We start from the raw sequence: 21663 nt of genomic DNA, 5'->3' as shown, positions 1-21663 counted from the left end.
ACTGGTAAGTTCTCCTCGAGGCGGGACGTCCGATGCGGATCTTCGACGTGGTGATCGTGGGTGCGAGGTGCGCCGGCTCCCCGCTGGCGGTGATGCTCGCGCGCCGGGGATTCACCGTATGCATAGTGGACAAGGCGCAGTTTCCCTCCGAGACGCCGTCCACCCACGTCATCCAGCCCTGCGGGACGGCTGTGCTCGAGCGCATCGGTGCCCTTGATGCGGTGATGGCGGCCGGCGCCGTGCCGATCGACCGCTTCACCCTCGTCAACGAGGACGTGCGCATCGACGGGGGGCTCGATCCCGCGGTGTTCCCCCGACCGGGACTGTGCGTGCGCAGGTTGACACTCGACGCGCTTCTGGTCGAATCGGCAGTCGCGGCGGGTGCAGACGTGCGCACCGGGGTGAAGGTGACCGGGGTGCTCACCGAAGGTGAGCGGACGGTCGGTGTCGAGACCGGCCGCGGGCCCATCAGGGCGCACCTGGTGGTCGGCGCCGACGGCCGGCAGTCCGGCGTGGCCGCGAACGTCGGCGCTCAGGAGTACCTGACCACCCCGCCGGGCCGGATGCCGGCGTGGGCCTACTTCGAGGGAGTCACCAGCCGTGAAGGCCGCCTGCGACTCGCACGCCTCGGCGAACGCGGATACCTGGCCTGCCCCACCGATGCCGGCCTGTACATGGTCACCATCGCCACGGGCGCGGCGGTGGGCGCGAACCGCGATGCGGCGTTCGACGCCGGTATCGCCGGCTGGCCCGAACTCGCCGAGTTGCTCACCGGCGCACAGCGAGTAGGCCCGATCCGGGTGATGACGAAGTGGCACGGGTACTTTCGTCAGACCGCGGGGCCCGGCTGGGTCCTGGTGGGCGACGCCGGGCACTTCAAGGACTTCACGCCGGCGCAGGGCATCGCCGACGCGCTGCGACAGGCAGAGCGTCTCGCCGATGTGCTGCCCGCCGACCTCGCCGACGGCCGGGCCGTCGACGAGGCGACCCGGCGATGGTGGGGCTGGCGCGACCGCGACGCCCACCCGATGTACTGGTTCGCCACGGACATGGGAGCGCCCGGTCCGCCGACTCCACTCGTCACGGAGATGCTGCGCGACATCGCCGGGGATTCCGTCGCGACGCAGACGCTGCTGCGCGTGCTCAACCACGAAGTCAGCCCGCAACGGCTGATGACCCCGCGACGGCTCGGCGGCGCTGCCACCCGGGCGCTTCGCCGTCGCCCCGGCGCAACGAGTGCAGAGATGGCGACCACCCTGACCGACCGGCTCCGCCGCGCACGCCGGAGCCGGCGAACACCGCCAGGCCTGGCCGGCGGCTGATGTGGGTGCCGCTCAACCGTTTTCGGTGCCGAACCATCGGCGCGAGGGCGTTCGCCCCCACATTCAGAAGAGGTCCGGGGTCTCCGGTGGCACCTCATCGAGAAAAGCCGTGATCATCGGCACCAGAAGCTCTGAGGCCCCCGAGATCCCGATGTGCGACATCGCCGGCAGCACCACCAGTCGAGCGGCCGGAACGTCCGTCAGCACCCCCGTTGCCGCCGCCTGCGCGTCGCCTCCCCCGCGCAGCGCGAACATCGCCAGCGCGTGTTCGAGCGTCACCCCGTCCGCGTCGCCGACGATGACCATCGTGTTGGCCGAGATCGACCGCATCGCGTCGTCGCTGATGTCCTGGTCGTCGATGTTCAGGGTCTTCATCTTCTCGACGTAGGCGTCGAACGCTCCGGCGTCCGGGGTGTGTTGCTTGAACGCCGCCTCGACCGGCGTGCCGGCGAACACATCGGCGGTGAGACCACCGAGGGCCTCGAACACCGACGGGTACCAGCCGTCCTTTCGGAACGTCGCCGACATCGACACCAACTTGCTCACCAGGGCGCCGTGCCGGATCGCCAGCTGCAGAGCGACCCCACCGCCCTGCGAGTAACCCATCACATCCGCACGCGCCACCCCCAGAGCGCGCAACAGCGCGGCGGCGTCGTCGGCGAACTGCTCGTAGGACATCGCCCGCGCGGTGTCCGGCGTGCGGCCGTGCCCCTGTTGATCGAACACGATCACCGTGCGGTCGGCTGAGAATGCCTCAGCCCACACCTTCATGGATTCGGTGGCCATGAACGCACCGGGAATCAGCAACAACGGCGGCGTCGATGCGCTGAGGTCGCCGTACACCTCGTGGTACAGATTCAGCCCGTTGATCGCCAGGTGACCGCCGCGCGGATGCTCGTTTCCCATCAGATCTCAGCTTTCTTCATCGGTTCTTCTCGGGGCAGACCCGCTCGGTGGCAGTAACTCATCGTGGATACTCCTCGCATGCCGATGTACGTGCGACACACCAGCGCGGTGCAGATGGTCGACCTGGCCCCCCATGTCCGCGACAAGCTCACCGCCCACGCCGAGTCGAACCAACTCGACCTGACCGGTGTGCGGATGTGGCTCACGCACAGCGAGAATCCACCGGCTGACAAGGGCTTCGGAAAGCTGATGCGGCGCCGGGCCAACTCCGCTGATCCCGACGCCGAGCACGACACCGTCGCGATACTGCACCCGACGCACGTCCTCGTCGCGATCGACGGCGCCAGCCGCGGAACCTCGATCCTCTCGGTGCCACTGACCCAGGCATCGATCGCGGCCGGCACCGGTTTGGGCGCCGAACTGGGCCGGCTGGCCGGTGAGACCGCCGGGTTCACGATCACGGGATTCGCGGGCAGCGAGCGGCCCGGCAGCTTGTATGTCGGACTGGGCACCGAACCCGCTGCGGCGGAATGCTTCACGGCCATCGAGTCGGCGATCGTCGCGGCCAAGAACCCCACGCCTCGATGAGCCCCGACGCCGACGACTGACCGAGGCGGCCGACTCGCCGAGCGACCGCCGACGACCGCCGCTAGGGTGTGCGAATCGTCGCCACGGTCAAGAAGGTGTGCCGTTACCCATTGCGATGACGAATCCGTCGACGAAAGCGGTGCGTGATGCCCCTGTGGCCCGGCAAGAAGTCAACAGGGCAAACCGATGCCCCGCCGGCCTTCAAGCGTGACGTCGGTGCCGACCTCGAGATCGACGTCACCGCCGCGACCACCCTGGAGTTCCAGATCGCGCTCGCGCACCAACCCGGGGCGCAGGTCACCGAATCGCTCGAGTTCCGCTGCAAGGGCAGGGCCGTGGAGGCCGAGGAGCTCATCGGCGAGCACGGCACACGCATCCATCGCTTCGACGCTCCCGAAGGAACCGTCACCGCCTCCTATCGGGCCACGATCCTCGGTCGCACCGATCCGGCGGAGGTCCGGGAAATCGACATGTCGACCTATCTGCGGCCCAGCCGCTACGCCGAGGCCGACAAGTTCTTCGGGTTCGCGGCCACCGAGTTCGGGGAGTACGCCGACTCGGCGACCCTGCTGGAGAAGGTCTCGTCGTGGGTGGGAACCCGGCTCATGTACGTACCGGGGTCCAGCGACCCCATCGACGGAGCCGCGGACACCCTGCTCGCCGGTTCCGGGGTGTGCCGCGACTACGCCCATCTGGTGATCGCGCTGCTCCGCTCGGTCAACGTCCCGGCGAGGATGGTCGCCGTCTACGCGCCGGGTTGTGACCCGATGGATTTCCACGCGGTCGCGGAGGCCTTCGTCGACGGCGTCTGGCGCGTGGTGGATCCCACCTGCCTGGCGCCGCGGCAGTCCATGGTGCGCATCGCCACCGGGCGTGACGCCGCCGACACCGCGTTCCTGGACAATCACAAGGGGTCGATCAACTTGCGATACATGGAGATCCGTGCCGTGGTCGACGGAGACCTGCCGCGCGATTCCGTGCATGATCTGGCCGTGCTGAACTGAGAATCGCGTCGAATTTCGGCGACGTGTCACAAATCGCCCGCCGCCGGCATCTAGAGGTCGTCCAGCACCACACCACAGGAGGACGACATGGATGCACGGTTCGATCTGTTCGGCAACGGGTTCGCCACGATATTCGCCAAACGATTCACCACCGCTGCGAGGGTCATCGAGGAATCGACGCTGCCGACCACCACGAAGGAGTTGGTGAGCCTGCGGGCGAGCCAGATCAATGGCTGCGCCTTCTGCACCGACATGCACACCAAGGAGGCGACTGCCGCCGGTGAGACCGCGCATCGGCTGCACATGGTGGCCGCGTGGCGGGAGGCCACCGTCTTCACCGAAGCCGAGCGAGCCGCGCTGGCGCTGGCCGAGGAGGGCACCCGGCTCGCCGACGCGCACACCGGCGTGTCCGACGGCACGTGGGACCAGGTCCGCACGCACTACGACGACGACCAGGTGGCCGCCCTCATCTGCCTGGTCGCCCTCACCAACGCCGCCAACCGGATGAACGTCATCGTGCGCAGTCCCGGCGGTGCCTACGAGGCCGGCATGCTTGCGCGCATGTCCGGCTGACGCGGAGCCCGGTCCGGGTCGCGGTGCGCGGCCCGGACCGGGCCTTCGGCCGACGACCGGTGCGTCGGCGGTAGCGTGGCGGATCGTGAACTCTCCTCGCCTGTCCTCGTCCGTCGCGCTCGCAGCGTGCGCCGCATCGCTCGTCATCGGGCTCACCGCGTGCGGGTCCGACACGAGCACCGCGTCGACGAGCTCGTCGTCGTCGCGCACACCGGTCGAATTCTTCCCGCCGTCCCCGGCGGCGCCGGCGACCCCCGAGGCGCCGGCCGCCGCCGCCGCGTGCCCGTCGACACCGCCCGCGCAGGGCGCCGCACCGGAGTGGACGCTGCCAGGGGCGACCGGCAGCGTGGCGGTCACCGGGTCCACCGACGCGGCCGCCCCGCTCATCACCGTGACCGCACCGTTCAGTGTGGGTGAGACCCAGGTGCAGACCCTGCAGGCGGGCGACGGCCCGGTCGTCGCGGACACCGCATCGGTGTCGGTCTGCTACATGGGCGTGAACGGCCGGGACGGCTCGGTGTTCGACAGCAGCTACGTGGGGGGTCCCCCGGTCGAGTTCTCGCTCGACGGTGTCGTGGCCGGCTTCCAGAAGGCCATCGCCGGGCAGAAGGTCGGTTCCACCGTCGGTGTCGCGATGACCTCGGCCGACGGCTATCCCGACGGCCAGCCCAGCGCCGGCATCGAGAAGGGCGACACGCTCGTCTTCGCGATCAAGATCCTCGACGCCTCGAGCTGAGCCGACTCACGTCAGGCTGATCAGCAGCACACCGGCCAGCACCACACCGGCCGCGATCGCCCGGCGCGCCCCCATCTTCTCGTCGAGGAACCACGCGCCGATCAACGCGCCGAACACGATGCTCGTTTCCCGCAGAGCCGCGATGGGCGCCAGCGCACCGCTGGTCTGCGCCCACAACACGATCGTGTAGGCGGTCAGCGAGATCACGCCGCCGGCGGCGCCGGACGCCGCCGACATGCGCACCGACCGCGACAGCCCGGCGCGTCGCCGCCGGATGAGCGCGATGACGGCGATCGGCGGGCCCTGCAGGAGGAACATCCACCCGGTGTAGGACCACAGTGGCGCCTGCATCACGCCCACACCGTCGACCACGGTGTACGCGGCGATCATCAGGCCCGTGAGCATCGCCACCGCGAGCGCGGGCAGCTCCCGCCGCCCCGGCCGCCCGCCGACCAGGACGAGGGCGATGAGACCGGCCGATACCGCCAGCACGCCGAGAAGTTGTCCGATCGGCAGATCGTGGCCGAGAGCCACGATCGACACCAGCGCGACCACCCACGGCGACGTGCCGCGGGCCAGCGGGTACATCTGGCTGAACTCGCCGAGTTGATAGCTGGCGAGCAGCAGCAGGTTGTAGACGACGTGCAGTGCCGCAGAGGCGACGATGAACGGCCAGGCGCCGGCCGGGGGCAGCCCGCCGACCGCCGCCATCGCCGCCCCGCCCACCGCATCCACCACGCCGATCAACGCGAAGCCGACCAGCCGGTCACTGGCCCCGTGCGCCAGTGAGTTCCAGATCGCGTGCAACAGCGCCGAGAACAGCACGGCGAGGGCGATGGTGAGTGTCATCGGACGACAGCCGGTCGGCCCGCCGAAGCAGGTGTGTGCGGTTGGGTGCCTGTGCGCATCATGGACCTCCTCGGCGGGGCGCGGCGCACCGCCGGAGATCCTCCAGGCTTTTGTCCGTTCAGATGACCGCGACTCGTCGGGAGTCGCGGTGGCGTCGCTCGGACCAGGCACGCGCAAGCGCGTCGGAACCCTAGACGCTGTCGATGCCGAACTTAGCACCGTCACTCACGCCGTCGCGCTGGATGAGTGCGCGCCGAGCCGCCATGATGGGTCCGTGGAGGCGACGCGCGTGGACCGCTGGCTGTGGTCGGTGCGGTTGACGAAGACCAGGCCGGACGCCGCCGCGGCCTGCCGCGGTGGCCACGTCCGCGTCAACGACCGGATCGCCAAACCGTCGACGATGCTCTCCCCCGGTGACCAGATCCACGTCCGGATGGCCGACACCACGCGGATCGTCGAGGTGCTGCGGGTGATCCACAAGAGGGTCGGTGCGGCCGAAGCGGTGACGTGTTACCTGGACCGGACACCGGCGCGGCCCGCGGAGCCGGTCATCGCGGTGGCGGTCCGTGACCGCGGGGCCGGGCGGCCGACCAAACGGGACCGACGGCTACTCGACAAGTGGCGCGCGGGCCTCGGTTAGCCCAGAGCGCGCGCCGCGGTGCGCATCAGCATCAGGAAACCCAGCTTGACCAGCGGCGCATACATCGCCGTCAGCGCGCCGGCGAACACCGGTGACTCGAGCCGAATCCTGGTCTCCCACTCAACCTCTGTCCCGCCGGGCACCACCCGGAAGGTCATCGATCCGCCGCCGTGCCGTATCGGCGGAATCGAGCTCAGCGCCTGATAACTCATGAAATGCGGCCGCTCGAATCCGGTTACCAGTTCGGTCACCTTCGAACCGGAGGAGGCGAACTCCCGGATCGAGCCGACGCCGTACGGCTCGGGGCCGTCGACGGGGCGGACCCGGGAGTAGAACATTCCCGGGATCGCCGCCCAGTTCCGTCCGTCGGCGAGCCAGTCGAACACCTCGCCGATCGGCGCCGCGATGAAATGGCGCGCGCTCACCACCCGCAATCTTCTGCCCCCTTCGTCACTAACGCCGCACCGACCCGGGCGGCATGTCGACGCCGATCTCGTCGCAGATCGGCGGAATGATGATGAGCGATCCACGCGGGCTGCAGAACGGCGTACCCGGCGGCAGCGGCGGCGGCGGAGGTGCCGGATACAGCGGTGGCGGCGGCGTGGCCGGATGCGGCGCGCCGGACCAGGGATAGATGGTCCAGGTGGTGACGTCGACGATGCCCTCGGAATTCCAATACCAGTCATGGCAGACCTTGCGGTCCCACGTCAGCACCTGGCCGCCCGGTATGGCCGGATCGCCTGGACACCAGTGCGTGCAGGTCTGCCCCACCGGGCAGTTCCCGCCCTGATAGCTGGGGCCCTGAGCGGTCGACGTGCCCGCGGTCAACGCGAAGCCGGTCAACGCCACCCCGCCGGACACCGCGGCCGCCGTCACGAACCGTGTGAGTCGGTTCAAGGTCGGATCCTCTCGTCGGGCACCGCCCCCATGGCGCTGCTCGTGCTTCGAGTACACGGCGCGCAGCCGGCTACCGATCCCAACATCTCCCAGTGTGAGCGACCGGCAGCGCGACTTCCCGATGTTTGAGCCCGCCCGTGGTGGACAATGACCAGCGTCAGCGTCCGCCAGTTCGATCGTGCGATCCCGCCGCAAGCCGAAGGAAGTCCCATGGTCCGATCATTCGCAGCCCTGGTCATCGCCGCATCCGCCGGGCTGGCCTTCGCACCGCCCGCGGCCGCCGGCGAGGCCGACTTCCTGCGCCTGCAGGACAAGTTCCCGTTCCTGTCCCAGGCGCAGCTGCTCACCACGGGCTATCAGGCGTGCCAGGCCTCCCGCCAGGGCGTCGGCTCGGCCACCATCGTCAGCCTGGTCCAGAAGGAACTCGACCCCCTCGGCGTCACCGTGGGTTCCGCGACGGACATCGTCTCCACCGCCATCGTCCAGCTCGACTGCTGAGTCGCCGCGGTCAAGAGCGCTGACGCGTGCCCGAGGGTGACACCGTGTACGCACTGGCGCAACGACTCGACCGCGCGCTGCGTGGTCGCACGCTGACTCACGGCGAGCTACGGGTGCCGAGTCACGCTACGGACGACCTCACCGGCAGGACCGTGCAGGCCCACATCACGCACGGCAAGCACCTTCTCACCCGGCTGTCGGGCGACCTCACCCTGCACACCCACCTGCGGATGTCGGGATCGTGGACCATCTCCCCGACCGGGCGCTGGTTGCCGCGCGCGGTCATGCCCGACGTCCGGGTCGTGCTTCGCACCGATGGGCCCGCCGCCTACGGCGTGAAGCTGCCCGTGGTCGAGTTGCTGCGCACCCGCGACGAATCCGACGTCGTCGGACACCTCGGCCCCGACCCGCTTCGCGACGATTGGGACATCGACGAGGCCGCGCGCCGCATCGCGGCCGAACCGGACCGCCCGCTCGTCGCCGCCCTGCTCGACCAGCGCTGCGTGGCGGGCTTCGGCAACCTGTGGGCCAACGAGCTGTGCTTCCTGCGCGGCCACAGCCCGTGGACGCCGGTGCGACTCGTGGACCTGCCGGCCCTGCTGGACCTCGGTGCTCGGGCGCTTCGACACTCGGCCACCGTCCCGGGCGCGATGCAGGTGACGACGGGGGTGCGCCGCAAGGGTGAGCAGCACTGGGTGGCCGGTCGCGCCGGCCGGCCGTGCCTGCGCTGCGGGACCACGGTGCGGGTGGTCGCCGAGGTGCCCAACGATCCGGAGCGGCGACGCACCTGGTGGTGTCCGCACTGTCAGCCGGGCCCGGCCGGGCCGCCGCCGTGATGGTGCGGAACACCCAAGCCGAAAGCGGGTATCTCCCCCTCCATGGCGGAGTACACCGATCCCGAATTACGGGAGCGCATCAAAGAAGAGATCAAGGCCTCGGACAAGGGCGGCAAGAAGGGGCAGTGGTCGGCACGCAAGAGTCAGCTGCTGACCCAGGAGTACGAGCGGCAGGGCGGCGGCTACCGAGGCCCGAAAGACGACCGGCAGAAGTCTCTGGAGCAGTGGGGCAAGGAAGACTGGCAGACGAAGGACGGCGGCGCGCGCGCCCGCGGCAACCGTGGTGAGACGAAGCGGTACCTGCCGAAGAAGGCATGGGATCAGCTTTCCGAGGCAGAGAAGAAAGCCACCGACAGCAAGAAGCGCAGCGCGTCGGCATCCGGCAGGCAGCACGTGCCGAACACCAAGGCCGCCAAGGGCGCACGCGCGGTCGGCCGGCTCGACGAGCTGCCGGTCGCCCAAGCCGTCAAGCTCGTCGGGGAACTCGACAAGCGTCAGCTCACCTCCGCGCTGCAGCGCGAGCGTGACGGCAAGGCCCGCAAGACGCTGATCGAGCGGCTGGAGGCGGAGCTCTCCCGACGCTGATCCCGGCGGCGCCTCGGCGGCCGGGTTAATCTCCGACGTGCGCACTGCGCGGTGCGTGATCGGCGGAGAGGAGCGGGCATGCCGGCGAACAGGACCACCGGGTGACGCGTTTCGTCCACCCGCTGAGCCTGCTGGCGGTGATCGCGGTCCCGATTGTCGGCTGGTTCTTCGAGGACTGGTCCGGACCCACCACGCTGGTGGTCTACTGGTTCGAGAACCTCGCGATGTGCGCGTTCATCGTGGCCCGGATCGTGCTGCACCGGCGGTGGTCTCCGCGCAGCGGTCACTTCCGGTACACGGCGCCGAGCGCGGACCGGCGCAGTTCACGCAACAGCTCCTCGTTCCTCACCGGCTTCGCCGTCACCGGTTTCGCGTTCTGCGCGGCGCACGCGGTGTTCCTCGCGGCGATCTTGTTCCTGCTCAACCGCAACGGCGAGGGCCGCCTCGCCGATGTCGACTGGCGCAGCGTCGGATTCGGATGTCTGAGCGTGCTCGCCTTCCTCGCGCTGGATTTCTTCGCCGACCTGTTCAGCCTGCGCAGGTGGTCGTTCTGGCAGCTCGAACAGACCGCCCAGCGCGGGCTGAGCCGCGTCGTCGTCGTCCATCTCACCCTGATCTTCGGATTCATCGGCATCGCCCTGACCGACTCGCCCAGCGCGTTCTTCGGGGTCTTCGTCGTCCTCAAGACACTCGCATCGCTGAGCGCCGTGCTTCCCCAGTATGAGCCCAAGACGCCGCCGAAATGGTTCAGCAACATCATGAACCGCGTCCCCAACGTCCGCCCGGGCGAGCGATTCGAGGACTTCTGGGCCGAGGACCGCGCCGACGAAGCGGAGCGGCGCGAACGCAACGAGCGCCCGTGGACCGCCCGGCGGCACTAGTTCGGTGACGAGTCGTCGGGTGCAGGGACGTGGGTCTCCCACCGCGCCCGGCGCTCCTCGTCGGTCTGCTCCCACCACGGTGTGCCCCGCTCCCCCAGTGCGACCTTGGCCGCGTGCACACCCGCCCGCACCGCCGGTTCGCGATCGGTTCCGCGGGCCTGGCGCACCTTTCGCCGCCACCCCATCAGGATGCGGGTGAGCTCGGCCCGCCGCTCCTGGGGGATCGCCGGGTCGGTCGCCCGCCATTTGCGTCCGTCGACGACGATGTGGTGACCGTCGGCGGTTCTCGGTGGATCACTCATCGGTGCGACCGGTCAGTCGAGGCAGAACTCGTTGCCCTCGGGGTCGGCCATGACGATGTGGCCGCCCTGCAACGGGGGCGCGGGTTCGTGCCGGCTCAGCCGGGTGGCGCCGAGGCCCTGTAGTCGTTCGCACTCGCGCTCCAATACGGTCATCCGCTCGTCCCCGCTCGATCCGGGTGCCACGCGCACATCGAGATGCACCCGGTTCTTGGCGGATTTGCCCTCGGCCACGCGCTGGAAGTAGATGCGCGACCCGCGGCCATCAGGGTCGACCAGGGCCGAGGCGTCGTTGCGTCGTTCAGGCGGAACGCCCATCGCCTCGAGCGCGTCGTCCCACGTGTCGAACCCCTCCGGAGGCGGCTGGACGACGAAACCCAGCACCTCCGCCCAGAACCCGGCGAGGGCAGCCGGATCGGCGCAGTCGAACGTCACCTGGAGCTCGCGGCCCATCTCGGCATTCTATCGGCCGTGGCCGCCGACATCGGGACGTCGAAATGTGTGACGAACGGCTGACGTGCCGCATGGTCCTGGCGGCGCGGGGTACATCGGCACCATGCATGATCTGGCGCAGAAATTCGTCAACGCACTGGACAGGCTGCACCGGGACCGCGACGTCGATCCGCTGGTGGACCTGTTCGGCGACGACGCGACGTTGAACAAGGCCGGCCTGCCGCACGGGCAGCGCGGCAAGGACGGCGCCCGGGCGTTCTGGCAGCAGTACCGTGACGTCTTCGGTGACATCGACGCGGCGTTCCGGCACCGGGTCACTGACGACGACGTGACGTTCCTGGAGTGGACCTCCGAGGGCACCCTGCGGGACGGGACGGCGTTCCGCTACGACGGGGTGAGCGTGCTGGAGGCGAAGAACGGCAGCATCACCGCGTTCCGCACGTACTACGACACGGCCGCATTCCTCGACACCGACCTGTCCAGCGCGGTCGGCACGCCGAAGCACGAATAGTCTAGAAGGCGTACCGGATCCGGCAGTCCGGCAGCGTCTCGGCGATCAGGTCGGTGAGCTGCTCCACCCAGCGGCCCTTCCACGGCGACTTGTACCGGACGTTCCACTGGCCGCTCTGGCTCCGCTTGAGCTGCTGCAGGTCCGGCCGCCACAGCAGGTCCTCACCCTTGGGGTGCCAGCCCATGTTGACGTCGTGCAGGCCCTCGTTGTGGGTGAGGAAGATGATCTCCGCGGCGAGTTGCCGCTTCGTGCGTTCGTTGGTGCCGTCGGCGATCTGCTCGAGCAGTTCCGCCCAGTCGGCCAGCCAGTTCTCGTGCACGATCACCGGGCTGAAGTTGAGGTGCACCTCGTAGCCCGCGTCGACGAAGTCGTCGAGTGCGGCGATGCGGTCGGCGATCTTCGACGTACGGACGTCCACAGTGCGCGACGTGTCCGCGGGCATCAGGCTGAACCGCACCCGGGTGCCGCCGCGCGGGTCGTAGTCGAGCAGGTCCCGGTTGACGAGCTTCGTCGCGAAGCTCGCCTTGGCGTTGGGGACACGGGTGAACAGCTCGACGAGGTCGCGGACGTTGTCGGACACCATCGCATCGACGGAGCAGTCGCTGTTCTCACCGATGTCGTAGACCCAGTCGACGGGATCGCACTGATTGGGCTCCGGCTTGACGCCCTGGCGTGCCGCGTGCCGCTCGAGGTAGCCGGTGATCTTCTCGATGTTGGCGAACACCGTGATCGGGTTGGCATAGCCCTTGCGTCGCGGCACGTAACAGTAGGAGCACGCCATGGCGCAGCCGTTCGCGGTGGACGGCGCGATCCAGTCACTCGACCGTTCGTTGCGGCGCGCTGCCAGGCTCTTCTTCTCGCCGAGCACCAGCACCTCGCGCTTGATGCGCACCCAGTCCTCGACGTTGCCCTCGTTGCCGTACAGGCCGGGGATGGCCTGGTGCGACGGAACCTCGATGAGTTCGGCACCGGCGTACCGGTCGAGCACCTGTCGGGCGCGCGGGAACCGGTCGATGCCCGGCTCGTGGTAGATCCGCTTGATGTCGAGGAGGCGGTCGGCCAGATCGGCCGGGGTCCGGCGGGCCGCTGCCTCGTCGTGGAGCGTCGATGGCATGCCTGATTCAACGTGGTGCGGCGCCCGGGCGTTCCGTGTTCGCCGTCGTTGGGCAGGATCGGGACTGTGACATCCATCCCCGCGGCGATCCCGCCGACCGTTCCGGCGCTCCTGCGGCGCAGCGTGCGTGAACACGGGTCTCACCCCTACCTCGTCACCCCCACCGACCGACTCACCTACGACGACGCCGACCGGCGGTCCGCCCACATCGCGCGACGGCTGCTGCGCAGCGGTGTCGGCAAGGGCGCCCGCGTCGGGCTGTTCTTCCCCAACGGCGCCGAGTGGGTCGTCTGGTGGCTCGCACTGTCCCGAATCGGTGCGGTCGTCGTCCCGCTGAGCACGATGTACGCGCCGGCCGAGATCGCGAAGGTGTTGCGGCTGGCCGACGTCGGGCTGTTGGTGGCGCCGCCCCGGGTGCTCACCACCGACACCTCGGAACGTTTGGAGGCCGCGCTTCCGGAACTGGCCGCGCAGCGCGACGGCGATGTCGCGGTGGCCGCTGCGCCGTATCTGCGCCGCGTCGTGCTGACCGGGCCCGCCGATCGCGCATGGGCGACCGTGTGGGACGACGACTCCGCGGACGGGGTGGCGCCGGAGATCCTGGCCGCCGTCGAGGCCGAGGTGTCGCCCGCCGACCTGGCGATCATGGTGCACACCTCCGGGTCCACGGCGGACCCCAAGGGCGTGCTGCACACGCACGGCACGCTGGCCCGGCAGACCTCGACCTGGCCCGCCGCCGTCAGGGCCATCTCCCGGTCCTCCGGTCCGCCCCGGATCCTCTGCGCCATGCCGTTCTTCTGGATCGGCGGCGTGCTCGCGGCGGCCGGGGCGTTGCATGAACCGACCACGGTGCTCACCATGGCGCGGCTCGACGCGGGCACGGCGCTCGACCTCGTCGAGCGGGAACGGGCCACCGGGGTGGTGGGCTGGCCGGCGTTCACCCAGCGGCTGCGCGAGCACCCCAGCTTCGCCGCCCGCGACCTGAGCAGTGCGCCCATTTTGCGCGACGGTCCGCTCGACATCGCGATGACCGACGTGCCGGACGGTTACCCGGTGCACCGCACCATGTCCGAGACCGCGGGCGGTTTCGTCTTCACCGACATCGCGGTCGTCGACAACGACGGCGTACCGGTATCCGACGGGACCACCGGGGAACTGCTGGTCCGCGGCGTCGGGGTGATGGCCGGCTACAACAAGAAGGAGCGCTGGGAGACCTTCGACCGGGACGGCTGGTACCACACCGGTGACCGGGTCTACCGCAGGACCGGCGACCCGCGGCTGTTCTACGTCGGCCGCACCGGTGACCTCATCAAGGCCGCGGGCGCGAACGTGTCCCCTCTGGAGGTGGAGGCGGTGATCGAGTCGTCGGCCGACGTGGCGCAGTGCGTGGTGGTGGGGGTGGAGCACCCGGAGCGCGGCGAGGAGGTGTGTGCGGTCGTCGTCCCGGCGGCGCAGGCGGGCCCGACAGACTTCGCCGCCCTCGCGGCGTACGCGCGCGCCCACCTGTCGGCCTACAAGATCCCCACCCGGTGGGCATCGGCCACGAGTGACCGCATCCCGACTCTGGCCAGCGGCAAGCTGGACCGCCGGGCCCTGCGGACGATGATCGCCGACGGTGCGCTGGAGTCGGCACACCTGCGCACCTAGTGTTCAGCCATGGGATTCGTCACCTACGAGCTGGACGATCACGTCGCGACCATCACCATGGACCGCCCCGAGGCACGCAACGCCATCAACGGTGCGCTGCGCAGTGACCTCAACGCGGCGTGGGACAGGTTCCGCGACGACGAGGACGCCTGGGTCGCGATCCTGACCGCCAACGGGGACGTGCACTGCGCCGGTGGCGACCTGAAGGACAGCGAAGGCGTGGTGGGCACCTTCGGCGGCACGTTCTGGGAGAAGCCGACCATCAACTCCTTCGAAAGCGGCATGGAACTGTTCAAGCCGACCATCGCCGCGGTGCACGGCCCGTGCATCGGTTACGGACTGACCGGAGTCCTGTTCTGCGACTTCATCATCGCCAGCACCGAGGCCACCTTCTCCTACCCCGAGGTGGCGATCGGCGTCCCGACGATCGTCGGGGCCATCCGGCTGCCCCAGCGCGTCGGATGGGCCAACGCGATGGAGCTGCTGCTGACCGGCAAGCCGATGAGCGCCCAACGCGCCAAGGAGATCGGCCTGGTGTGGCGGCTGGTGGAACCCGATGCGCTGCAACAGGAGGCCCGTGCGTGGGCGCGGACGCTGACCGAGGCGGCGCCCCTGGCGCAGCGGGCCACCAAGGAGGTCGCCTGGCGGTCTGCGGACATGGGCTGGATCGAGTCGGTCCGGTTCGGCGAGACGATGCGCAAGGTGGCCGGTGCCACCGAGGATGCGGCCGAGGGCCCGAGGGCCTGGCTCGAGAAGCGCAAACCCACCTGGCGCGGCCGTTGACCGATTTCCGGTCATGAATGTCGCCGCACGCGGGTATCCCCCGGGGGTGACCGATGAAGTGCTCGATCTGCTCCTCGAACTCGAACGGGCCGGCTGGGATTCGCTGTGCAACGGCACCGGGTCCGAGTTCTACGCCGGGGTCATGCTGCCCGACGCCCTGATGGTGCTCGCTAACGGCATGGTGATGGACCGCGACGCGGTGGTGGCGGCGTTGTCGCAATCCCCGCCGTGGCGCCGCTATGAACTCGGCGACGTCCGCCTCGTCCGCCCCGCTGACGATACGAGGATCCTCGTCTACACGGCGACCGGATACCGCGACGGCGACAGCCCGCCGTTCGTCGGCGCCATGTCCAGCGTCTACACGCGCACGGACGCCGGCTGGAAACTCGCGCTCTACCAGCAGACCCAGATTCCCGGCTGACCGGCGTCGCCGTCACCCGCCGGTCAGCGCCTCCGCGAGCTGTTCGCAGATGGCGGTCCAGCCGCCGTGGAAGTTGTCGTACTCGTGCGGCGGCAGCATCGCGTGCTCGATGGCCATCACCGTCTGCTCGTCACCGGCCGGCGTGAACGTCACCTCGACCACGCTGCTGACCGTCGGATCCGGCCAGTCGGAGTTGCTCCACGTCAACCGCAGTAGGCGCGGGCGCTCGATGGCGAGGAAGCGCCCGGTGATGAGCACGAGCGTGCCCGCGTTGTCGACGTCGAAGCGGAACCGGCCGTCGACGCGTGGGTCGATGAAGACGTGGATGCACCGGTCCGGGCGCGGACACATCCACTCCGCCAATGACTCCGGGTCCAGCCACTGGTCGAACACGACATCGGGTGGGGCGGCCATCACGCGCTGCACCCGCACGACCGGCGCCTCGGTCAACGCGCCTGCCCCTTCCGGCGCAGGCGGTCCTGCAGCGCGTCGGCGCGTGCGGTCCAGAAGTCCGTCTGCTGGTCGAGCCACCGCTGTGCCAGCGTCAGCCCGTCGGGACGCAGCGACACCCAGTGCTCACGGCCGCGGACCTCCCGTTGCACCAGTCCTGCCGACTCCAGCACGCCGATGTGCCGCGACACCCCGGCGAACGTCATCGGCAGTGGCGCCGCGAGATCGGTGATCCGCGCATCGCCCCCGCGCAGGGCCTCCAGGAGGCGGCGGCGGGTGGGGTCCGCCAGCGCGCCGTAGGTGCGGTCGAGCACCTGATCTTCAACCATTTTGTTGACTATAGCGGGCGCCTGTGTTGTGGTGGATTCGGAATGTTCAACTGATCTGTATAACGTCCGGCGGGGTCATCGACGACGGCCGCCGCGGTGGAGAGGGGACGGGCGATGCACACGCCTCCGGTGGTGTCCGCGCAGCAGTGGGAAGCTGCTCTGCAGGAGATGCTGGTCAAAGAGAAGGAGCTGACCCGGGCGAAGGACGCGCTCGCCGCGCAGCGCCGCAGGATGCCGTGGATGGCGGTGGACAGGGACTACGTCTTCGACGGGCCCGACGGCGAGGTGGGCCTGCTCGATCTCTTCGACGGGCGGCGCCAGTTGATCGTCTATCGCGCGTTCGTCGATCCCGGCCTGCACGGGTGGCCCGACCACGGTTGCGTCGGCTGCTCCCTGATGGCCGACCACATCGGCAACCTCGCGCACCTCAACGCCCGTGACACCACGCTGGTGTACGTGTCACGCGGCTCGCAGGCCGACATCGCCCGCATCAAGGCCCGGATGGGTTGGGACATCCCCTGGTACACCATCGTCGCCGAACCGGACAGCGGCTTCGACGTCGACTTCGGGGTGCACGAGTGGCACGGCACCAACGCCTTCATCCGCGCCGGTGACACCGGCGACCAGGTGTTCCGCACCTATTGCATCAACAACCGTGGCGACGAGGCTTTCGTCAACACGTGGAGCTTCCTGGACATGACAGCGCTGGGTCGCCAGGAGACATGGGAGGATTCGCCGCCGGGCTATCCGCAGACCCCGGCGTACGAGTGGTGGTGCTGGCACGACGAGTACGGCCGTCGCGAGCCGTGGCGGTGGTTCGGAGAGCCCGATCCCGACGATCCGAACGATGTCCGCCCCGCGCGTGAGCCGGATGGCTGCGCCCACTGCGCCCCCTCGACGCCGTGACCGGCGTCCCGGCGGGAACACCGCTGCCCCCACCCGTCGACCGTGCCGCGTTCGAGACACAGCTGAGCGAGCTGCGGGTCCAGGAGAAGGCACACACCCGGCAGGGCGACGCGATCGCCGCGGCCCGCCGTCGGCTGCCGATGGTCGAAGTGGACGCCGGACTCGAGATCGCCGGCCCGGGTGGCCCCCTCACGCTCCGTGACGCCTTCGACGGACGCACGCAGCTCGTCGCCTACTACTTCATGTGGAATCCCGGGCGGCCGGCTCCCGAGCAGTGCGAGGGCTGCACCTGGGTGACCACGCAGGTCACGGAGCTGTCGTACCTGCACTCGCGGGACATCACCTACGCCGTGTTCTGTCAGGGCCCGCTCGACGAGAGTCTGCGCTATCGCGAGTTCATGGGCTGGGACGTGCCGTGGTACTCCGCGTTGCCGTCCCTGGACCGGCTGCTCGTCGGGCGGCAGGCCGGCATGATGCACATCGTCTGCTACGTACGCGACGGTGACCGGGTGTTCGAGACCTACTGGACCACACTGCGCGGTGTCGAGGCGATGGACTACAGCCTCGCGCTGATGGACCTCACCGTCTACGGGCGGCAGGAGCCCTGGGAGGACTCGCCGTCCGGCTGGCCGCAACCCTGGCAGGTCGACGGCTCCAACACGCGCAGCGACGGGCGGCCGATCCCGCAGTGGTCCCGCATCGCAGCGGGACGGTCCGACGATCTCGGTGTGGGCCGCTGACGGCCTGATTCGTGCAGTCCACCTCGGTCCGCGCGGCTTACGATCGACCCATGCGGGCAGGTCGAATCCGCGCGGGCGTGGTGGGTACCGCGGCCGCCGTGGCGGTGGGTTGCGCGGGTTGCACCCCCGCTGTCGAGGAAGCCGGTCCGCCGCCGGTCGACCCACTGGCGAGCATGCTGCTCAGCGAGACGGAGGTCAATGCGATCATCGCGCCGGCGGTGCTGACGACGACGTTCACCTACCGCACGCTGTTCGAACTCCGCGAGGGCAAGGCCTACGCCCCCGCCGAATGCCTTGCCGTCGAGGCGAATACGATGACCGAGGTGTACGACGGCAGCGGATTCGGTGCGGTGCGTGGTGCGGTGCTGGACGCCGACGACGAGACCGCCGACGTGGACCAGGGAGTGATCGAGTTCAAAACTCCCTCCGCCGCACGTGCTTTCGTCGACCGGACGGTGGCCACCTGGCAGCGCTGCGCGGGTGGGGTGCTGACCGTCACCGACGAGGACCCGGAGCCGTGGCTGCTGTCGATGGACGAACCGCAGCGCGACGACGGCGTCGAACTGGTCCGGGTCCGGTCCGACACCGGCTACGTCAGCACCCACGCGATGCGGGTCGTCGGCGATGTGGTGGTCGACGTCCGCGCGTCCCACAGGGGTGTCAGCGAGCACGCCGTGGCGCTGGTGAACGCCATCTCGGGGCGCAGCAGCCTATGAGGTGAGCGCTCGGGCGGTGGCGGTCCAGCCGTACGGATTCGTGCGCACCTCGATCCCCTCGAAGCCCGCCGCCGCGAGCCTGGACGCCAGCGAGTCCGGATCCACGGGGTTGTAGGTGTCGCCTTCGTGGTGGGCCTCGAGCTCGTCGCTGGCGAGGCTGTCGCTCGCGACCAGTACCGCCCCCGGGGCGAGCACCCGCGCGACCTCGGCGAAGAGCCGGTCCTGCAGCTGCGCCGTCGGAACATGGTGCAGCATCGTGAAACACGCCGCGCCGGTGAACCGGTCGCTTTCGTAGGGCAGCGCGGTGGCGTCGCCGTGCACGATGTCCACCGAGGGCGCCCCGGAGTAGCGCTCGGTGAGCATGGCGGCCAGGCCGGCGTCGATCTCCACCGCCGTCACGTGGCCCACAGTGCCGCTGAGCACGTCGGTGGTCGCGCCGTAGCCGGGTCCGACCTCCAGGACGTCGTCACCGAGATCGGTGCTGCCGAGGGCCCACGGCAGGATGACGTCCCGGATTATCTGCCGCCACTCGTCACTACCGCAGCGCTCGTGTGCCTCGTTCACGCGCTCACCCCCTGCCCGATCGGTGTGCCCGTCGCAGAGTGTGACACACGGGCGCCTGCTGCGGACGGCCGTGGTGTTTCGGCGATCGGCAGTGTCGCGTGACTGCAGTAGCGTCGAAGACGTGAATGCCGAACACAATCCGGTCGTAGTGCCCGGACCGCCCGAGGCCGCCGCCCCGCCGCCGGCCCCGCCCGCGGCGCGGCCGCACCGCTGGGGCATCGGCGCGTACCTGGTGGTGGTGACCACCTATGTGGCGGTCGGGCTCCTGTTGCTGCTGGTGCTGGGGGGTGGCGGGGCGTCGGTGGGGAAGATCGCGACGGTCCTGGTAGTCCCCACCGTATGCGCCGCGGGTCTCGCGGTGCTGATCACGCGGTTACGTGGCAACGGGCCGCGCATCGACCTGCGGCTGCATTGGACGTGGCGCGGCCTCGGATGGGGTGCCCTGTTCGGATTCGGCGGGCTGTTCATCACGCTGCCCGCCGCGGCGCTCTATCTGTCGATCGTGGGGCCCGAGGCGAACTCCGCGGTGGGCGCGGCCTTCGGGGACATCCGGACGTCATGGGCCTGGGCGGTGGCCATCTTCCTCTGTGTGGTGCTGGTGGCGCCGGTGTGCGAGGAGATCGTGTACCGCGGACTGCTCTGGGGTGCCATCGACTGGCGCTGGGGCCGGTGGGTCGCCTTCGCGGTGACGACTGTGCTGTTCGCGGTGGCCCACCTCGAGTTGAGCAGGACGCCACTGCTTCTCATCGTCGCGATCCCGCTCGGCCTGGCCCGGCTGTACACCGGGAGCCTGGTCGCCAGCATCGCCGCCCACTCGGTCACCAACCTGCTGCCCGGCATCGTCATCATGCTCACGCTGGTCGGCCGGATGCCCACCGTTTGACGCGCCGGCCGAATCCGTGAGCGCACCCACCGGCCCGACCCCGGTGCCCTCTGTGGTCGACGACATCGCCGCGGGCAGGCCGGTGGCCGCGGTCTGGGTGAACGAACTCGGCGGCGTCACCTTCCAGATCGGCACCGGCGAGCGCCGGGAGTTCGTCAAGACCGCACCTGCGGGCAGACCGCACCTGCTGACCGCCGAGGCCGAGAGGATGCGCTGGGCGGCACGATTCACTCCGGTCCCCCGCCTGATCGCCGTCGGCGACGGCTGGCTGCACACCGCGGGCATGCCGGGACGCTCGGCGGTGGACCCGCGCTGGCTCGCCGCACCGCGAACGGCGGTCCGCGCCATCGGTTCCGGTCTGCGGCGCCTGCACGACACCCTGCCCGTCGCCGGGTGTCCCTTCGACTGGTCGGTGCCGACGCGGCTGCGGCGAGAGGTGCCGGCCCAGGCCCGCGCGACCGTGGGCGAGGCGCCGCCCGTCGACCGGATGGTGGTCTGCCACGGCGACGCGTGCGCGCCGAACACCCTGATCGGCGACGACGGTGCGTTCAGTGCGCACGTCGACCTCGGCGACCTCGGAGTCGCCGACCGGTGGGCCGACATCGCCGTCGCTCTGCTGTCGCTGTCGTGGAACTTCGGCCCCGCCGATTGGGAGGACGAACTCCTCGCGGCCTACGGCGTGCGGCGCGATGCGGTGCGGATCGACTACTACCAGCGCCTGTGGCAGGCCGGCGACGCCTGACCTGCTCAGGCGATGAAGCGGCCGAGGTAGGGCATCATGTTGGCGGTGCGGACCGGCGTCACGGCCACCGCGGGATCGGTCGCCTCCAGCATCTGCCCGTTGCCCAGGTACATCGCCACGCTCTGGGTTCCGTTCGGACCGTAGAAGAGCAGATCGCCCGGCAGCGCCTGCGCAGGCGCGACCTTCGCCGCCGCCAGGAACTGGTCACCCGACGAGCGCGGGATCTTCACGCCGACACCGGCGAACGCGTAGAGCATCAGGCCCGACGCGTCGAAGCCGGCGACGGTGGCGGTCGGGTCGAACGCCAGGACGGCGGGGTCAGCATCCTTGCGTGCGGCCTTGCTGGTCGGACCGGTGGCGTCACCGCCGCCGTAGACGAACGGCACCCCGCGCTGTGCCAGCGCGCGGGCGATCACGTAGTCGATGGCCTGCTGATGCGCCGTCGAGCGGGTGTAGGGATCGGCCGAGGCGTGGCCCGCGGTCACCAGCAGCATGGCCACACCGATCACAACGGCATAGATACGCCTCATTCGAATCCACTCCCTGCACCACGAGAATTGCCGCGTCGGGTCGACGCGTCGGTTGACATCTGTCACCACAGTCACTTCTACAACTCGCGGCGGCCGGAATGCCAACTGGGCGGGCGTCTCGGCGAAGGAGATGCCGTACCGATACCGAACGGTGATCGCGCGGCTGGTCAGACGCGTTTCGGGCGGGCGCCCCAATGCGCCGAACGTGCGGCCACTGCGAAAATCGAGGCGATTCTTCGCAGTGACCGCACGTTCGGCGG

General features: G+C 69.7%; 30 protein-coding genes. 19 read left to right on the top strand and 11 right to left on the bottom strand.

Annotated elements, in window-relative coordinates:
- The first annotated feature begins 32 nt into the window (after positions 1–32).
- Complete coding sequence (locus O6P37_RS17480; RefSeq protein WP_269895273.1) at positions 33–1322, top strand: NAD(P)/FAD-dependent oxidoreductase; 1290 nt, start codon at positions 33–35, stop codon at positions 1320–1322.
- 63 nt (positions 1323–1385) lie between these two features.
- Here the strand turns inward: O6P37_RS17480 and O6P37_RS17475 are convergent, their stop codons facing one another.
- Positions 1386–2228, bottom strand: a complete 843-nt coding sequence (locus tag O6P37_RS17475; protein WP_269895272.1) for an alpha/beta fold hydrolase — start codon at positions 2226–2228, stop codon at positions 1386–1388.
- Positions 2229–2306: 78 nt separating this feature from the next.
- On the opposite strand from O6P37_RS17475, the gene O6P37_RS17470 reads away from it, so the two are divergent.
- The 4 genes from O6P37_RS17470 (at position 2307) to O6P37_RS17455 (ending at position 5129) form a co-directional block, all read left to right on the top strand.
- Positions 2307–2816, top strand: a complete 510-nt coding sequence (locus O6P37_RS17470) for a hypothetical protein (protein ID WP_269895271.1) — start codon at positions 2307–2309, stop codon at positions 2814–2816.
- A gap of 146 nt (positions 2817–2962) precedes the next feature.
- Positions 2963–3820, top strand: a complete 858-nt coding sequence (locus O6P37_RS17465) for a transglutaminase-like domain-containing protein (protein WP_269895270.1) — start codon at positions 2963–2965, stop codon at positions 3818–3820.
- A gap of 87 nt (positions 3821–3907) precedes the next feature.
- A complete protein-coding gene (locus tag O6P37_RS17460; RefSeq protein WP_269895269.1) occupies positions 3908–4393 on the top strand; it encodes a carboxymuconolactone decarboxylase family protein in 486 nt (161 codons plus the stop codon).
- 85 nt (positions 4394–4478) lie between these two features.
- Positions 4479–5129: an FKBP-type peptidyl-prolyl cis-trans isomerase gene (locus O6P37_RS17455; protein WP_269895268.1), complete on the top strand. Its 651-nt coding sequence runs from the start codon at positions 4479–4481 to the stop codon at positions 5127–5129.
- 6 nt (positions 5130–5135) lie between these two features.
- On the opposite strand, the gene O6P37_RS17450 is transcribed toward O6P37_RS17455, so the two are convergent.
- Entirely contained in the window at positions 5136–5978 is an 843-nt protein-coding gene (locus O6P37_RS17450; protein ID WP_269895267.1) for an EamA family transporter, read from the bottom strand.
- Between the two features lie 274 nt (positions 5979–6252).
- On the opposite strand from O6P37_RS17450, the gene O6P37_RS17445 reads away from it, so the two are divergent.
- Positions 6253–6618, top strand: coding sequence for an RNA-binding S4 domain-containing protein (locus tag O6P37_RS17445; protein WP_269895266.1), 366 nt, complete (start codon positions 6253–6255; stop codon positions 6616–6618).
- Here O6P37_RS17445 and O6P37_RS17440 read toward each other — a convergent pair.
- Positions 6615–7043, bottom strand: a complete 429-nt coding sequence (locus O6P37_RS17440; protein WP_269895265.1) for an SRPBCC family protein — start codon at positions 7041–7043, stop codon at positions 6615–6617. The genes O6P37_RS17445 and O6P37_RS17440 overlap by 4 nt on opposite strands.
- Positions 7044–7071: 28 nt before the next feature.
- Positions 7072–7515: a hypothetical protein gene (locus O6P37_RS17435; protein ID WP_269895264.1), complete on the bottom strand. Its 444-nt coding sequence runs from the start codon at positions 7513–7515 to the stop codon at positions 7072–7074.
- 210 nt (positions 7516–7725) lie between these two features.
- Between O6P37_RS17435 and O6P37_RS17430 the strand changes: the two genes are divergently transcribed.
- From O6P37_RS17430 to O6P37_RS17415, 4 genes are all read left to right on the top strand, one after another.
- Positions 7726–8013, top strand: a complete 288-nt coding sequence (locus O6P37_RS17430; RefSeq protein ID WP_269895263.1) for a DUF732 domain-containing protein — start codon at positions 7726–7728, stop codon at positions 8011–8013.
- 26 nt (positions 8014–8039) lie between these two features.
- Positions 8040–8849: a DNA-formamidopyrimidine glycosylase family protein gene (locus tag O6P37_RS17425; RefSeq protein ID WP_269895262.1), complete on the top strand. Its 810-nt coding sequence runs from the start codon at positions 8040–8042 to the stop codon at positions 8847–8849.
- A 42-nt stretch (positions 8850–8891) separates the two neighbouring features.
- The gene (locus O6P37_RS17420; protein ID WP_264013184.1) at positions 8892–9434 is read left to right on the top strand and encodes a hypothetical protein; all 543 of its coding nucleotides are present in this window, start codon (positions 8892–8894) and stop codon (positions 9432–9434) included.
- A 101-nt stretch (positions 9435–9535) separates the two neighbouring features.
- The gene (locus O6P37_RS17415) at positions 9536–10315 is read left to right on the top strand and encodes a DUF6498-containing protein (RefSeq protein WP_269895261.1); all 780 of its coding nucleotides are present in this window, start codon (positions 9536–9538) and stop codon (positions 10313–10315) included.
- Here O6P37_RS17415 and O6P37_RS17410 read toward each other — a convergent pair.
- Together O6P37_RS17410 and O6P37_RS17405 are read right to left on the bottom strand one after the other, a co-directional pair.
- Positions 10312–10617 carry a hypothetical protein gene (locus tag O6P37_RS17410; RefSeq protein WP_269895260.1) on the bottom strand — a complete coding sequence of 102 codons (306 nt, stop codon included), beginning with the start codon at positions 10615–10617 and terminating at the stop codon, positions 10312–10314. The two genes, O6P37_RS17415 and O6P37_RS17410, sit on opposite strands and share 4 nt — an antisense overlap.
- Positions 10618–10629: 12 nt before the next feature.
- Positions 10630–11067, bottom strand: a complete 438-nt coding sequence (locus tag O6P37_RS17405) for a VOC family protein (protein ID WP_269895259.1) — start codon at positions 11065–11067, stop codon at positions 10630–10632.
- A 103-nt stretch (positions 11068–11170) separates the two neighbouring features.
- Here O6P37_RS17405 and O6P37_RS17400 point away from each other — a divergent pair, with 103 nt between their 5' ends.
- On the top strand, positions 11171–11578 hold the full coding sequence (locus tag O6P37_RS17400) for a nuclear transport factor 2 family protein (protein ID WP_269895258.1): 408 nt from the start codon (positions 11171–11173) through the stop codon (positions 11576–11578).
- Position 11579: 1 nt separating this feature from the next.
- Here the strand turns inward: O6P37_RS17400 and O6P37_RS17395 are convergent, their stop codons facing one another.
- Complete coding sequence (locus O6P37_RS17395; RefSeq protein WP_269895257.1) at positions 11580–12692, bottom strand: spore photoproduct lyase family protein; 1113 nt, start codon at positions 12690–12692, stop codon at positions 11580–11582.
- 66 nt (positions 12693–12758) lie between these two features.
- On the opposite strand from O6P37_RS17395, the gene O6P37_RS17390 reads away from it, so the two are divergent.
- From O6P37_RS17390 to O6P37_RS17380, 3 genes are read left to right on the top strand one after another with little or no spacing between them, the layout of a single operon-like run.
- Positions 12759–14339 (top strand): class I adenylate-forming enzyme family protein, encoded by a 1581-nt coding sequence (locus O6P37_RS17390; protein ID WP_269895256.1) that lies wholly within the window; start codon positions 12759–12761, stop codon positions 14337–14339.
- Positions 14340–14348: 9 nt separating this feature from the next.
- A complete protein-coding gene (locus O6P37_RS17385) occupies positions 14349–15122 on the top strand; it encodes an enoyl-CoA hydratase/isomerase family protein (protein ID WP_269895255.1) in 774 nt (257 codons plus the stop codon).
- 13 nt (positions 15123–15135) lie between these two features.
- Entirely contained in the window at positions 15136–15543 is a 408-nt protein-coding gene (locus O6P37_RS17380; RefSeq protein ID WP_408633193.1) for a nuclear transport factor 2 family protein, read from the top strand.
- 12 nt (positions 15544–15555) lie between these two features.
- Here O6P37_RS17380 and O6P37_RS17375 read toward each other — a convergent pair whose 3' ends face one another.
- The gene (locus O6P37_RS17375) at positions 15556–15993 is read right to left on the bottom strand and encodes an SRPBCC family protein (RefSeq protein ID WP_269895253.1); all 438 of its coding nucleotides are present in this window, start codon (positions 15991–15993) and stop codon (positions 15556–15558) included.
- Positions 15990–16322 carry an ArsR/SmtB family transcription factor gene (locus O6P37_RS17370; protein WP_269895252.1) on the bottom strand — a complete coding sequence of 111 codons (333 nt, stop codon included), beginning with the start codon at positions 16320–16322 and terminating at the stop codon, positions 15990–15992. The genes O6P37_RS17375 and O6P37_RS17370 overlap by 4 nt, the downstream gene beginning before the upstream one ends.
- A 114-nt stretch (positions 16323–16436) precedes the next feature.
- Between O6P37_RS17370 and O6P37_RS17365 the strand changes: the two genes are divergently transcribed.
- Genes O6P37_RS17365 through O6P37_RS17355 form a run of 3 tightly spaced genes read left to right on the top strand, consistent with a single transcriptional unit; the run spans position 16437 to position 18684 of the window.
- The gene (locus tag O6P37_RS17365) at positions 16437–17228 is read left to right on the top strand and encodes a DUF899 domain-containing protein (protein ID WP_269895251.1); all 792 of its coding nucleotides are present in this window, start codon (positions 16437–16439) and stop codon (positions 17226–17228) included.
- A complete protein-coding gene (locus O6P37_RS17360; protein ID WP_269895250.1) occupies positions 17225–17968 on the top strand; it encodes a DUF899 family protein in 744 nt (247 codons plus the stop codon). Before O6P37_RS17365 ends, O6P37_RS17360 begins: the two co-directional genes overlap by 4 nt.
- A 50-nt stretch (positions 17969–18018) precedes the next feature.
- Positions 18019–18684, top strand: a complete 666-nt coding sequence (locus O6P37_RS17355) for a sensor domain-containing protein (protein ID WP_269895249.1) — start codon at positions 18019–18021, stop codon at positions 18682–18684.
- On the opposite strand, the gene O6P37_RS17350 is transcribed toward O6P37_RS17355, so the two are convergent.
- Positions 18679–19248 (bottom strand): class I SAM-dependent methyltransferase, encoded by a 570-nt coding sequence (locus O6P37_RS17350; protein WP_269895248.1) that lies wholly within the window; start codon positions 19246–19248, stop codon positions 18679–18681. The genes O6P37_RS17355 and O6P37_RS17350 overlap by 6 nt on opposite strands.
- A gap of 148 nt (positions 19249–19396) precedes the next feature.
- Here O6P37_RS17350 and O6P37_RS17345 point away from each other — a divergent pair, with 148 nt between their 5' ends.
- Complete coding sequence (locus O6P37_RS17345) at positions 19397–20131, top strand: CPBP family intramembrane glutamic endopeptidase (RefSeq protein ID WP_269895440.1); 735 nt, start codon at positions 19397–19399, stop codon at positions 20129–20131.
- 16 nt (positions 20132–20147) lie between these two features.
- Positions 20148–20873 carry an aminoglycoside 3'-phosphotransferase gene (locus tag O6P37_RS17340; protein WP_269895247.1) on the top strand — a complete coding sequence of 242 codons (726 nt, stop codon included), beginning with the start codon at positions 20148–20150 and terminating at the stop codon, positions 20871–20873.
- A 5-nt stretch (positions 20874–20878) separates the two neighbouring features.
- On the opposite strand, the gene ripD is transcribed toward O6P37_RS17340, so the two are convergent.
- Positions 20879–21403, bottom strand: a complete 525-nt coding sequence (gene ripD, locus O6P37_RS17335; RefSeq protein ID WP_264013167.1) for an NlpC/P60 family peptidoglycan-binding protein RipD — start codon at positions 21401–21403, stop codon at positions 20879–20881.
- Positions 21404–21663 lie beyond the last annotated feature (260 nt).

The sequence above is a fragment of the Mycobacterium hippophais genome (assembly GCF_027529605.1).
Taxonomy (GTDB): Bacteria; Actinomycetota; Actinomycetes; order Mycobacteriales; family Mycobacteriaceae; genus Mycobacterium; species Mycobacterium arseniciresistens.
Note: the sequence above shows the minus strand (reverse complement) of the source record. Positions and strands in the feature narration are given on the sequence as shown.